Origin of the sequence: Avibacterium sp. 21-599 (genome assembly GCF_026226765.1) — a bacterium.
In the GTDB taxonomy this organism is placed as follows: Bacteria; Pseudomonadota; Gammaproteobacteria; order Enterobacterales; family Pasteurellaceae; genus Avibacterium.
The window spans coordinates 228,014-240,705 of the sequence record NZ_JAKKOB010000001.1 but is presented as its reverse complement, the minus strand read 5'-3'; the positions used below and the strand labels follow the sequence as shown (position 1 = coordinate 240,705).

General features: G+C 40.4%; 12 protein-coding genes. 6 read left to right on the top strand and 6 right to left on the bottom strand.

What is annotated here, in order from left to right:
• Positions 1-17: 17 nt before the first annotated feature.
• The 6 genes from aspS (at position 18) to ruvB (ending at position 5,749) form a co-directional block, all read left to right on the top strand.
• Positions 18-1,787: an aspartate--tRNA ligase gene (gene aspS / locus L5B83_RS01155; RefSeq protein WP_265777292.1), complete on the top strand. Its 1,770-nt coding sequence runs from the start codon at positions 18-20 to the stop codon at positions 1,785-1,787.
• Positions 1,788-1,829: 42 nt separating this feature from the next.
• Positions 1,830-2,273, top strand: a complete 444-nt coding sequence (gene nudB / locus L5B83_RS01150) for a dihydroneopterin triphosphate diphosphatase (protein WP_265777291.1) — start codon at positions 1,830-1,832, stop codon at positions 2,271-2,273.
• A 375-nt stretch (positions 2,274-2,648) separates the two neighbouring features.
• A complete protein-coding gene (locus L5B83_RS01145; protein ID WP_250349677.1) occupies positions 2,649-3,389 on the top strand; it encodes a YebC/PmpR family DNA-binding transcriptional regulator in 741 nt (246 codons plus the stop codon).
• A gap of 77 nt (positions 3,390-3,466) precedes the next feature.
• Positions 3,467-4,027, top strand: a complete 561-nt coding sequence (gene ruvC, locus L5B83_RS01140) for a crossover junction endodeoxyribonuclease RuvC (RefSeq protein WP_250349678.1) — start codon at positions 3,467-3,469, stop codon at positions 4,025-4,027.
• Positions 4,028-4,113: 86 nt separating this feature from the next.
• The gene (gene ruvA, locus L5B83_RS01135; protein ID WP_250349679.1) at positions 4,114-4,728 is read left to right on the top strand and encodes a Holliday junction branch migration protein RuvA; all 615 of its coding nucleotides are present in this window, start codon (positions 4,114-4,116) and stop codon (positions 4,726-4,728) included.
• Positions 4,729-4,741: 13 nt separating this feature from the next.
• Positions 4,742-5,749: a Holliday junction branch migration DNA helicase RuvB gene (gene ruvB, locus L5B83_RS01130; RefSeq protein WP_250363439.1), complete on the top strand. Its 1,008-nt coding sequence runs from the start codon at positions 4,742-4,744 to the stop codon at positions 5,747-5,749.
• Between the two features lie 366 nt (positions 5,750-6,115).
• Here ruvB and L5B83_RS01125 read toward each other — a convergent pair whose 3' ends face one another.
• The 6 genes from L5B83_RS01125 to L5B83_RS01100 form a co-directional block, all read right to left on the bottom strand.
• Positions 6,116-7,204: an ROK family protein gene (locus L5B83_RS01125; RefSeq protein WP_265777290.1), complete on the bottom strand. Its 1,089-nt coding sequence runs from the start codon at positions 7,202-7,204 to the stop codon at positions 6,116-6,118.
• A 93-nt stretch (positions 7,205-7,297) separates the two neighbouring features.
• Positions 7,298-8,599 carry a histidine-type phosphatase gene (locus L5B83_RS01120; protein WP_265777289.1) on the bottom strand — a complete coding sequence of 434 codons (1,302 nt, stop codon included), beginning with the start codon at positions 8,597-8,599 and terminating at the stop codon, positions 7,298-7,300.
• A gap of 187 nt (positions 8,600-8,786) precedes the next feature.
• The gene (locus L5B83_RS01115; protein WP_265778355.1) at positions 8,787-9,869 is read right to left on the bottom strand and encodes an extracellular solute-binding protein; all 1,083 of its coding nucleotides are present in this window, start codon (positions 9,867-9,869) and stop codon (positions 8,787-8,789) included.
• A 42-nt stretch (positions 9,870-9,911) separates the two neighbouring features.
• Positions 9,912-10,754 (bottom strand): ABC transporter permease, encoded by an 843-nt coding sequence (locus L5B83_RS01110; RefSeq protein ID WP_250350718.1) that lies wholly within the window; start codon positions 10,752-10,754, stop codon positions 9,912-9,914.
• On the bottom strand, positions 10,751-11,620 hold the full coding sequence (locus tag L5B83_RS01105; RefSeq protein WP_250350717.1) for an ABC transporter permease: 870 nt from the start codon (positions 11,618-11,620) through the stop codon (positions 10,751-10,753). Before L5B83_RS01105 ends, L5B83_RS01110 begins: the two co-directional genes overlap by 4 nt.
• Positions 11,617-12,690, bottom strand: a complete 1,074-nt coding sequence (locus tag L5B83_RS01100; RefSeq protein ID WP_265777288.1) for an ABC transporter ATP-binding protein — start codon at positions 12,688-12,690, stop codon at positions 11,617-11,619. Before L5B83_RS01100 ends, L5B83_RS01105 begins: the two co-directional genes overlap by 4 nt.
• Positions 12,691-12,692: the final 2 nt, after the last annotated feature.

The following is a 12,692-nucleotide window of genomic DNA, read 5'->3' as shown; positions in this document are numbered from 1 at the left end:
TTTTGAAGGAAAATATTATGATGCGAACTCATTATTGCGGGGCATTAAACCGCAACAACATTGGGCAAGAGGTTACGCTAAGTGGCTGGGTGAATAAACGCCGTGATTTAGGTGGACTTATTTTTATTGACTTACGCGATCGCGAAGGGATTGTGCAAGTTTGTTTTGATCCTAAATATCAAGAAGCATTGAGCGCAGCAGCCAATTTACGCAATGAGTTTTGTATTCAAGTTAAAGGTGAAGTCATTGCACGCCCTGAAAATCAAATTAATAAAACAATGGCAACGGGCGAAGTGGAAGTGTTGGCAAAATCTCTTTCTGTTTATAATGCCTCGGATGTCTTGCCATTGGATTTCAACCAAAATAATACAGAAGAACAACGCTTAAAATATCGTTACCTAGATTTACGTCGTCCTGAAATGGCGCAACGCTTGAAAACTCGTGCAAAAATTACCAGTTTCGTACGCCGTTTTATGGATGATCACGGTTTCTTAGATATTGAAACCCCAATGCTAACGAAAGCCACCCCTGAAGGTGCGCGCGATTATTTAGTACCAAGCCGTGTCCATAAAGGGAAATTCTATGCCTTACCACAATCACCACAATTATTTAAACAATTATTGATGATGTCTGGCTTTGATCGTTATTATCAAATTGTAAAATGTTTCCGTGATGAAGATCTGCGTGCTGATCGTCAACCTGAATTTACCCAAATTGATGTGGAAACCTCGTTCTTAACCGCACCAGAAGTGCGTGAAATTATGGAACAGATGATCCACGGATTATGGTTAGCGATCTTAGGCGTAGATCTCGGCAAATTCCCAATGATGACGTGGCAAGAAGCAATGCAACGTTTTGGTTCAGATAAACCTGATTTGCGTAATCCATTAGAAATGGTCGATGTGGCTGATTTAGTTAAAGAGGTTGATTTCAAAGTATTTAGCGGCCCAGCTAATGATCCAAATGGCCGTGTTACCGTGATTCGTGTGCCAAATGGCGCAAGCATTACGCGTAAACAAATTGATGAATATACTCAATTTGTCGGCATTTATGGCGCAAAAGGCTTAGCTTGGTTGAAAGTGAATGAGCTTGAAAAAGGCTTAGAAGGGGTACAAAGCCCAATCGCTAAATTCTTATCTGAAGATGTTCTGAATGCTTTATTAACACGTGTACAAGCACAAAATGGCGATATTCTCTTCTTTGGTGCGGATAAATGGAACGTGGCAACAGATGCAATGGGCGCATTGCGTTTGAAATTAGGTCGTGATTTAGGCTTAACCCGTTTAGACGAATGGAAACCACTTTGGGTCATTGATTTCCCAATGTTTGAGCGTGATGAAGAAGGCAATCTTGCCGCGATGCATCACCCGTTCACTTCACCGAAAGATTTCAGCCCAGCACAACTTGAGCAAGATCCAACTGCTGCAGTAGCAAATGCTTATGATATGGTCATTAACGGTTACGAAGTAGGCGGCGGCTCTGTACGTATTTTTGACCCAGTAATGCAACAAACAGTCTTCCGTATTCTTGGCATTAATGAAGAAGAACAATATGAAAAATTTGGTTTCTTACTTGATGCCTTAAAATTCGGTACGCCACCACACGCAGGATTGGCTTTCGGCTTAGATCGTTTAGTGATGCTTTTAACTGGCACAGACAACATTCGTGATGTGATCGCCTTCCCGAAAACCACCGCTGCGGCGTGCTTAATGACAGAAGCGCCAAGTTATGCGAACCCACAAGCTTTAGCCGAATTAGGGATTAGCGTGGTAAAAAACGAGAAATAACTTTAGGTAAATAGGCGTGGGGACACTCACGTCTTATCTTCTATGACTTACAAAAATCCGCAAAGTATTTTAGTTGTTATCTATGTTAAAAAGACAAATCTGGTATTAATGTTGCAACGCAAAGATGATCCTGATTTTTGGCAGTCGGTAACGGGGTCAATAGAAAAGGACGAAACACCAAAAGAAGCGGTGATTCGTGAACTTTGGGAAGAAGTGCGGTTAAAAATTTCACCAAATTCCACCGCACTTTTTGATTGCAATGAAAGCGTAGAATTTGAAATTTTTCCGCATTTCCGCTATAAATACGCACCGAATATCACGCACTGTCGAGAATATTGGTTTTTATATGCGGTTGAACAAGAATTTGAGCCTCAATTAACTGAGCATTTAGCTTTTAAATGGGTTTCGGCGCAAGAAGCCATACAGCTAACAAAATCGCCAAATAATGCCGCAGCGATAAAGAAATATTTAATAAATAAAGGCTGATAAATCTCCCCTCGCCTCTTTTTGCTAAAAAGGGGGAAAGATGCGATGAAAAAATAAGAGAATTTTTCACCGCACTTGGGGAATAATATAAATAATATCAGCGTTCAGCTTGATCCCGTCTGAACTGCCTGAACGACTTGAAATTTTTAGCAAAATTCAGCGTGTTTGAGCGTAGCGAGTTCTGAATTTTGCGTAAAGAAAATTTCAACCAAGTGAAGAAAAACAGTGAAGTTGGGCGTGCTTACTTTTTGTTTACTTTTACTTTGCACGTGCAAAGAAAAAGTCAGTCGCCAACGGCGAAACCCGATTTATAAAAACAAACAAATTTAATTAAACTCAAGATCAAAAAGATCACAGAAAATAGAAGGAAAAAAAATGGCAGGACATAGTAAGTGGGCGAATATTAAACACCGTAAAGCCGCCCAAGATGCCCAACGTGGAAAAATCTTTACTAAATTAATTCGTGAATTAGTTACCGCAGCAAAATTAGGTGGGGGTGATGTAAGTGCTAACCCCCGTTTACGCGCGGCGGTGGATAAAGCCCTTTCTAACAATATGACACGTGATACCATTAATCGTGCAATTGACCGTGGTGTAGGCGGTGGCGATGATACGAATATGGAAACCAAAGTCTATGAAGGCTATGGCCCGGGCGGTACAGCGGTTATGGTGGAATGCCTAAGCGATAACGCAAACCGCACGATTTCACAAGTTCGCCCAAGTTTCACCAAATGTGGCGGAAACTTAGGCACAGAAGGCTCGGTAGGATATTTATTCAGTAAAAAAGGCTTAATTTTGATTGCTGAAGCGGATGAAGATGCTTTAACAGAAGCGGCGATTGAAGCGGGCGCAGATGATATCCAACCGCAAGAAGATGGTAGCTTTGAAATCTATACTGCGTGGGAAGATTTAAGCGCCGTGCGTGAAGCGATTGAAGCAGCTGGCTTTAAAATTCAAGAAGCAGAAGTCACAATGATCCCATCTACTACGGTGAATCTTGATGCAGAAACCGCACCAAAATTATTACGCTTAATTGAAATGCTGGAAGATTGTGATGATGTGCAAAACGTTTATCACAATGGTGAAATCAGTGATGAAGTGGCGGCACTACTTTAATTTTTCACATTGATTTTATTGACGATAATTTAAAAGGTGCGTGATCTTATCAGCACCTTTTTCATTTAGGAAAAAAGATGGCAATTATTTTAGGTATCGATCCGGGATCTCGTTTAACGGGTTATGGGGTGATCCGCCAAGTTGGACTTAAATTAGACTATTTAGGTAGCGGCGTAATTCGCACTCAGGCAGAAGATATGCCCACACGCTTAAAACGAATTTATGCTGGTGTGAGTGAAATTATCACCCAATTCCACCCTACAATGTTTGCCATTGAAGAGGTCTTTTTGGCAAAAAATGCCAATTCTGCATTAAAACTCGGGCAAGCACGTGGCGTGGCGATTGTCGCTGCGGTGAACCAAGATTTACCAGTGTTTGAATATGCGGCTCGTTTAGTAAAACAAACGGTGGTCGGAACAGGCGCTGCGGATAAAACCCAAGTACAAGAAATGGTAATGCGAATCCTCAAATTATCTGCAAAGCCACAAGCCGATGCGGCAGATGCCTTAGCTATCGCCATCACCCACGCTCATTCTGCCGCCCAACTTGCTCAAGTTAATCAAAATATGCAAAAAACAGGCGTAAAAAGCACCGCACTTTTACGTCCTAGATATAGCCGAGGGCGTTTTCGTTTATAGTCGTTAAGGGTGAAAATTTATTGTTTAAAACTGGATATTTATCCAGTTTTATTTTATGCTATGGCAAATCGTTTTAAGGGGAAATTATGATAGGCCGTTTAACAGGATTATTAGTCGAGAAGCAACCACCAGAAATTTTACTTGATGTACAAGGCGTCGGCTATGAACTTTTATTGCCAATGACCAGCTTTTATAACTTACCAGAAACAGGGCAACAAACCACATTATTCACCCATTTGGTGGTGCGAGAAGATGCCCATTTATTATTTGGTTTTTCTCATAAACAAGATCGTAGTCTATTTCGCGAACTGATTAAAACCAATGGCGTTGGGCCTAAATTAGCCTTAGCAATTTTATCTGCAATGTCAGTAAATGAATTTGCCTATGCCATAGAACGTGAAGAATTGTCTAAATTAGTTAAAATTCCGGGCGTTGGAAAAAAAACAGCAGAACGTTTACTGGTTGAATTAAAAGGGAAATTTAAAGATTTACAACAAGCCGATTTCTTTATTGAAAGTACCCATTTGCCTATGGTTGAAAAATCATCAAACAAAGAAAATATGCATATTGATGATGCGGTAGCGGCATTAATTGCTTTAGGTTACAAAGCAAGTGAGGCGGAAAAAATGGTGAAAAAAGTCGCCGATCCAACACTTAATAGTGAACAATTAATCCGCGAAGCCCTAAAAGCAGCGTTATAAATAAGGCAGAATAATGATTGAAGTAGATAGAATTGTTAGCGCAACAGAAAAATTTGATGAAGAATATATTGATCGTGCGATTCGTCCTAAATTACTCACTGATTATGTGGGGCAACCCCAAGTATGTGAGCAAATGGAAATTTTTATTCAAGCGGCAAAATTGCGTCAAGATGCGCTCGATCACCTCTTAATTTTTGGCCCCCCGGGTTTAGGAAAAACCACGCTGGCAAATATAGTAGCCAATGAAATGGGCGTCAATATCCGTACCACATCTGGGCCAGTATTAGAAAAAGCAGGTGATCTTGCTGCGATGCTTACCAATCTCGAACCGCACGATGTACTATTTATTGACGAAATTCACCGCCTTTCCCCTGCGATTGAAGAAGTCCTGTATCCCGCAATGGAAGACTATCAGCTTGATATTATGATTGGTGAAGGGCCAGCCGCACGTTCGATCAAATTAGACTTACCCCCTTTTACCTTAATTGGTGCAACGACTAAAGCTGGCTCGCTCACTTCCCCTTTGCGAGATCGCTTTGGCATTGTGCAACGCTTAGAATTTTATTCAGTGGAAGATCTCACGTCTATTGTGGCACGCAGTGCGCAATGCTTAAATTTAGCCATTGAACAAGATGCCGCACAAGAAATTGCTTGCCGTTCCCGTGGCACACCACGTATTGCAAATCGTTTACTACGTCGCGTGCGTGATTATGCGGATGTAAAAAATGCAGGCCAAATATCCGCACAAATTGCGCAATCAGCCCTTTCTATGTTGGATGTGGATCCGGCTGGTTTTGATTTTATGGATCGCAAATTATTAAGCGCGATTATTGAACGCTTTGACGGTGGCCCTGTGGGGTTAGATAACCTTGCTGCCGCCATTGGTGAAGAACGCGAAACCATTGAAGATGTGCTTGAGCCTTATTTAATTCAGCAAGGTTTTTTGCAACGTACACCAAGAGGACGTATCGCCACATTACGAACCTATCGCCATTTTGGTGTCAATAAACTCACCGACTAAGCAAGAAAAGAAAGGAGCAAGTAGGGGAGCGAACCATTTGCTTGCAAGATTGATAGGACAATAAAATTTCATCGCAAATTAGCTAAATATTCACTCAAAGTATAATGGGATAAGAGGGGATTTTTGATCGTATTATATTTAGTCCTGATAAGATGTGGTAATCACGTTTAATTAAGAAAAGCGGATGAAAAAACTATTCCATAGATAAATTAAGTGCGGTACAAATTTTCTTAATTTTTGCACCGCACTTTGATCTGCACCCCAAAAACTGGACACCTAATTAGAGGTGTAGATTATGTCCTAGTCTTATCAATTTCGTTTGGAAATTGTCAAACTTTCTGGGGGAGATTACGTTATATATTTTGTTTATTCATCATCTTGCAAGAAATGATAAATCGGTACAATAGCGGCACCAATAGAAATATCTTCAAATTTTATCTTTGATGCGCTCAGTTGTGCTGAGGTGCGGTTGATGTTTTGTAGTTGTTCTGCATTTTTAACGTAATCAATCAGTTGATTGATTAAGGTTTGAGGCAACATTCCAGTTAGGGCGATGACTTTGGGGTCAAGCCACGCAATGGCGGAGAGAATGAGAGACAGCACTTGGGGCTGGCTATGTGCTAGCCAAGTTTTTACCGCGGTGTTGTCTAATAAGTTTGTTTGATGATTATCTTCGCCAAGTTTTTCGGTGAGATCTTTCCAACTTGGTCTAGGCGAGTTATAGGGGAATAATAAGCCGATTTCTCCCGCGTTACCAAATCCACCACGGATTAGTTTACCTTGTGAAATAATGCCTGCACCAATACCAAAATCAAGGCTGATAACCACCATATCGTCAATATCATTCCATAAACCTGAATAATATTCACCTAAGGCTACGGTGTTGATGTTGTTTTCAATATAACAAGGGTAGCCCAATTTTTCGCTCAATACTGTGGCTAAATTAGGAATATTTTGTAATAAAGGAAACCAAGGGGAGGAAATTGATTTGTCTTCCAAGAGATAGCCAGAAAGGGAGAAACCAATACCAAGGATTTTGGCTTCAGACAAAAATTTCTTTTCAAGCAATTGCGTAACAGCACTATGAATTTTTTGGCATAATTCATCAAATTGTACGATATTGTCATATACATAGCGTTCATTCGCAATTTTATTACCAACAAAATCCACAATCGCCAGCTGAAATGCGTGATCAGAAAAGGTAACCCCAATAGAGCAACAGGCGTTGGGATTTAAGGTTAAATGAAAAGAAGGCGTTCCCCGTTTTTTTACCATTTTTTCCGTTTCTTTGATTAAGCCAAGAAACAAGAGTTTGCGACAATATTGTGTTACTGCCCCGGCGGTTAAGCCTGATAATGTACTGAGTTCCTTGCGTGAAGGGGCATATTGGCGAATAAGGCGTAATAACAATTTTTCGCTAGATTTTAAATTGAATACGGAATTATCTTTTTTCATTTTTCTGTCTTTATGAAATAAAAGCCTCACTTTGGCGATCAGAGAGGCTTCTCAGTCAATTTTACCTTAATTTACACAGATAAAAGTGCGGTATTATTTTAACGCATTTTCAACGGCTTGATAAAAATCAGCCATTTTACATAAACCTTGCGCATTGGTTGGGCAATCTTCTAGCTGTAAGGTAATACGATTTGGTGGATTAGTCAAAGTGAGTTTCGTGCCATTACGTAATTGATCAATGGTTTGATAAACGTATTCTACTTTCATAAAGGCTTCGCCATTTGGCGCGACCCATTTTTCAAAGGCAACTTTGCCACTAATTGGTGTCGTTTCCAGTTGATCGGGTAGGTGGTAAGGTTTTACTTTTAATAATGGTAAGAGCGAACCAACATTAGAATCGTGTCCGACCAACAATACGACCTTGGCATTGCGTGCGTTTTCAATATAAGGGTGTTGGTAACCGTAGTCTTTAAAACTATTTTGAATAAAGGTGAGCAGCGGCGTGGCGGCTTCTTTTGCCATTACTTGCGTGCCGAATAATAATTGGTTGTAGCGTTCTTTGATATCAACAATTTTTTTCCAATCTTGTTGATTATTAATGCGACCCCAAGCCACATCTTTAGCAGGAAAGCCTTCATAATATTGCAGTAGGAAGCTATCAGCTGCCCCTGTTCCATCGCGTAATGCACCTGTGGTTTTCGGTTCTTTTCCTTGAGTGAAGGTGAGGGTATTAGGTTCTTGGTCTAAATTACATAAGTGTTTTTCTTGGCATAAGGGTGATTGTGTTTGATTTAACGTTTGTGCAAGGGCGTTGAAATTACTTTGTAGATGTGCGTTTAGCTGAGCAAATCCTCCTTTACCGACTAATTCATCGACTGCGTTGCGGGCTTTTTGTTCAAAGGCTTTATCTACTTTGCTGCGAATTACGGGATTAAAGGTGTTATCCATCGTGTTATATTTGCCAAGATAATTCACTCTAATGGCGCAATGGGAATATGCTCCTTTAGCAAAACTTACCCCTGTATCAATGGTGCGTGGGCGAGCGTTGGTATAAATAAAAAGATCATCTTTCGGGCATTGTGATGACAGAATGCCAGTTTGTTGCAACCATTCAGACCAGTAAGCCGCGAATAATTTTTCTAATCTCGCCCCTTTGGCAGTGAGATAGCCTGTTTTATCTTGCCATTTCACCCATTGATAGGGCGTGGCTTGAGATAAAATGCTGTCTTTTCCCACTAAAGGTGTGCGAATACCGTGTCGGCTGAAAATCACGATTTTTTCTAATTGTAGCGCTTCTGCTTGGTGATTGTCTGGCACATTAGGCGCCGCATTAAGATTTGTGGCATAAAAGAATGTGCTGCTAAGTAAACTAAGGCTTAAGGTGAGCTTTTTCATAGAATGTCCTCCAAGATTAGGATAGAAAGGAAAGGGCATTATTGGCACGAAATGCCCTAAAAATTGCAAAATTTTTAACCGCACTTTTGCACTAACAATATTAAATCTAACTTGATTTTGTTGGAACAATAATCAAAAAAAGAGAGAAAAAAATGAGTTAAGGCAGAACCTTAACTCATTAACAATGTTATTTGGCGATCACTTCTTTGGTGAAATCTGCAATCGCGGCTTTGCTCCAATCTAATGGGAAGAATGGAATATCCGCTTCGCCGACTTCCGCATTTAATGGGCGAATACCAAAATGAGCGGCTAATTTTTGTTGGGTTTCTGGGGAGACTAGCCAGTTGGCGAACAGTAAACTTGCTGCTGGGTGTGGCGCATTTTGTGCGACAACGACGACATTCCCACCGCCCGGCATACCAAATTTTGGCACATAGAATTTCAATCTTGGGGTAACCGCACCTTGTTTTTGTAAGCTAAATAAATGATCTTGCCACGCAGAAACAATATCTAATTCCCCATCATTTAAGCGTGTTAAGCTATCTGCGTTAGAGGCGGTACGAACCATATTTTGTTTGTTTTGGTTAAACCAATCCCAGGTGCTTTGCCAGTTTTTCGTTTGAGCAGCATCAAATGGCGTGTTTTGATAATCATATTGACCGCTTACATTAAGTAAGGCTTGGAAAATAAATGCTTTACCTGAAGCCCCTCCATTTGGATCGGCATAACCAAATTTTTTCGGGTGAGTTTGAATGTAGGTAACGGTTTCTTGCCAACTTTGTGGTAATTGATCTTCTGAAACCCGTAATGGATCATAAGCAAAGCCTGTTTGATTGCCCCAAAATCCCATTGCTTGATTGTCAAATTTTACCCCTTGTAAGGCGTGGTTAGCTTGGGCGAAATTTGGCAATTTATCGAGATTTCTCAATACCTCATTTTTCTGCACAATCGGGTAGTTATCCGCCGCAATGGCGATCACATCCATTTTGCCTTTGCTTAGTGATTTTTCAGCAATGAGTTTGTTCATATTGCCATCTAGTGTTCCTTCTGGGATTTTCACTTTGATGCCATAGGTTTTTTCAAATTCTTTCACAAAAAGACGGAATTGTGGTTGTAAATACCATACGCTAAAGGTGACTGCGCCTTCTTGTTTGGCTTGTGCCACAATATCTTCCCAGCTTTTTTGGCTGAGGTCTTGGGAAGCCGATACGGATAAGGCGGTGGTTAGCCCTAAACTGATTAATGCGGTTTTGATAAGACGAGTTTTCATCATTGTGTTCTCCTATGATTTACAAGGCTATGGTTTACAAAATTAGGCTTTACCTGTGGATTGAGATAAATAGTTACCTTTTAATAAACGTTCAATAATTAACAATAAGATCACGTTTGGAATTAATAAGATGATTGAGACCACGGCGGCATTTGGACGAATGAAAGAATAGCCCAAGAAAGAATAAAGTATGGTTGGCACGGTGATAAAATCTGGCGAACCGATAACAAAGGAAATACTAAATTCTTCAATACTTTTGACTAAACAGAAAATAATGGACGCTAAAAATGCGGGTTTTAGCATTGGCAAGTACACATCTTTAAAGGTCGTAAATTTTGATGCGCCAAGATCGCGACTTGCATCAATCAGATCTTGCGGAACGGCTGAAAATCCTGAAGATAAAATACGAATAGCGTAGGGTAACGTCATTACCGTATGGCCGATAATAATACCGATCATTGGATTGTTAATATTTAACTGAATTAACACCGCACTAAAGAATAAGGCAATGATCATTCCCGGAATTACTAAGGGAATAAGGGTAATCAGTTCGGCAATTTTTTTACCGCGGAATTCCATTCGACCAAAAGCATAAGCGGTTGGCAAGGCGAGGGTGATGGCGATTAAAGAAACAATCGGTGCGATGGTGTAGCTATTAAACATCGCTTCTTTAAGTGCGGTGTTTTCCCATACATAACTCCAGCGTTCAAAAGAAAGCACGGGTGGAAAAATATCAGGGTAGCTCCAAGGGTGTTGTGGATCAACAAGCGACCATAAACCCGCCATTAAGAAAGGCAAAACAAGCCAAACAAAATTCACCAGCACAAAAAAGATCAGCACAATGCGGTTAATTAAACGTGTGTTTTTGCTTTGTATTTTGTTCATTTTACCGCTCCTCGTTTAACAGATAATGGACGAATAATCAGCGTAATTAAAATTGAAGCAAGTGCAGAAGTGAGCATTATCACCATTGCGAGTACCGCACTTTGATTCCATTCTTCAAATTCATAAGCACTCATTTGCATAAAGCGAGCTAAAGAATAGGTATCACGTGGGCCTGCAATGCTATAAAAGGCGAAATCACCTAATGCACCGATAAAAATCAAAATAAACGAAACTTGTACCGCACTGAGAGTGAGTGGAAAAATCACATAAATAAAACGTTGCCAACTGTTTGAACCTAGGTTTGAAGCGGCATCAAAGAGATCGCTTTTTAACGAATTGACTGCACCGCCAACAAGAATTAAGGCGAATGGAATATTTTTCCACATTTGCAAAATTACAATTCCCCAACCAAAGCTGTCATTTTGCAAGGATTTTGGTTGTTCCCAAATGCCTAACCAAACTAAGGTTTCATTAAGAATACCGTGGTAGGAAATCATATTCATAAATAAGAATGCCGCCACTAATCCCGGCACAAGCATTGGCATACGGAAAAAGGTAACGATAAATTCTTTGCCCTTAATCGGATTGCGTAACCATAATGCAATGGGGTAAGCCACTAAAATGGAAAATACCGCACCCAGAAAAGAAACTCGCACCGAATACCAAAATGATTTATGAAAGATAGGGTTGCTTAACACTTCTTGCCAATAATCAAACGTGAAGTGGGACGGTTCACCATACATATTCTGTAAGCCAAAGCTTTGTGCAACCACTAAATAAAAGGTCGAACCCATTAATAATAAAATGGTGCCAAGCCCTGTTCCAAGCAGTAGCCAGGCTTTGAGATCTTGTTTTAAGGATTTCATACCGCCTCCAAGAAACGAATGGCATCACGAGCAAGGGTGAAATGTAATTGTTCTGACTGATTTAATAACGGTGAAAACTTGGTTAATTGCAACCGCACTTTCTCATTTGGCAAGCCAGAGGTAACCAAGCCTTGCACCTCAGTCATATTCCCCATAAAGGCGGTTTGTAGAACCTTGACACTAAATTTATTTTCTACATTGCTATTAGCTTCACAAGGGATCGCATCTTCAGGACGGAAACAAATATAAATATTCTCAGCCACAGGTTTATGTGCCGATTGCACAACGAATTTGCCCCATAAGGAATCCACCTGATAGAGATCCTCTTGCCAGTGTTTTACGTTTGCTTTGGTGATGTTTGCGACACCAATGAAATCAGCAATAAAGCGGTTGTTCGGTTGATAATAAATTTCTTGTGGTGTTCCCACTTGCTCAATTGATCCCTTATTTAGCACGATAATTTTATCTGACATTGACAAGGCTTCCGCCTGATCGTGGGTAACATAAATACTGGTCAGATTATATTGATGAGAAAGTTGCTTAATTTCAAAGCGTACGCTTTCACGCAGTTTGGCATCAAGATTAGAGAGTGGTTCATCGAATAAAATCACATCAGGACGGGTAACCATTGCACGGGCAAGGGCAACACGCTGTTGCTGACCACCTGAAAGCTCAGAAGGTAATTTTAGCTTCTGGGTTTCTAAATCCATTTGTTTTAATGCCACATTTAAGCGTGCGATTTGTTCATCAATAGGAATTTTCTTTTGTTTCAAGCCATAACAAATATTGTGAGAAACATTTAAGTGAGGAAAAAGCGCATAGGATTGAAAACACATTGCGGTATTCCGTTTTTCTGGTGGAATGTCATTGACTTGACGATCGCCAATGACAATTTCCCCCTCATCGGCACGGTGAAAGCCTGCAATTAATTTAAGCAAAGAGGTTTTTCCGCAGCCACTAGGACCGAGTAGTGTAACGAATTCCCCTTCTTCAGCAGTAAAAGAGATGTTATTTGCTGCATAGAAATCACCAAATTTTTTGGTGATATTGCGTAATTCTAGTTTTGCCATAA

Excerpts from the sequence above, each read along its gene's own strand:
- aspS (WP_265777292.1), top strand. The coding sequence starts at position 18 with ATGATGCGAACTCATTATTGCGGGGCATTAAACCGCAACAACATTGGG.
- nudB (WP_265777291.1), top strand. The coding sequence starts at position 1,830 with ATGACTTACAAAAATCCGCAAAGTATTTTAGTTGTTATCTATGTTAAA.
- L5B83_RS01145 (WP_250349677.1), top strand. The coding sequence starts at position 2,649 with ATGGCAGGACATAGTAAGTGGGCGAATATTAAACACCGTAAAGCCGCC.
- ruvC (WP_250349678.1), top strand. The coding sequence starts at position 3,467 with ATGGCAATTATTTTAGGTATCGATCCGGGATCTCGTTTAACGGGTTAT.
- ruvA (WP_250349679.1), top strand. The coding sequence starts at position 4,114 with ATGATAGGCCGTTTAACAGGATTATTAGTCGAGAAGCAACCACCAGAA.
- ruvB (WP_250363439.1), top strand. The coding sequence starts at position 4,742 with ATGATTGAAGTAGATAGAATTGTTAGCGCAACAGAAAAATTTGATGAA.
- L5B83_RS01125 (WP_265777290.1), bottom strand. The coding sequence starts at position 7,204 with ATGAAAAAAGATAATTCCGTATTCAATTTAAAATCTAGCGAAAAATTG.
- L5B83_RS01120 (WP_265777289.1), bottom strand. The coding sequence starts at position 8,599 with ATGAAAAAGCTCACCTTAAGCCTTAGTTTACTTAGCAGCACATTCTTT.
- L5B83_RS01115 (WP_265778355.1), bottom strand. The coding sequence starts at position 9,869 with ATGAAAACTCGTCTTATCAAAACCGCATTAATCAGTTTAGGGCTAACC.
- L5B83_RS01110 (WP_250350718.1), bottom strand. The coding sequence starts at position 10,754 with ATGAACAAAATACAAAGCAAAAACACACGTTTAATTAACCGCATTGTG.
- L5B83_RS01105 (WP_250350717.1), bottom strand. The coding sequence starts at position 11,620 with ATGAAATCCTTAAAACAAGATCTCAAAGCCTGGCTACTGCTTGGAACA.
- L5B83_RS01100 (WP_265777288.1), bottom strand. The coding sequence starts at position 12,690 with ATGGCAAAACTAGAATTACGCAATATCACCAAAAAATTTGGTGATTTC.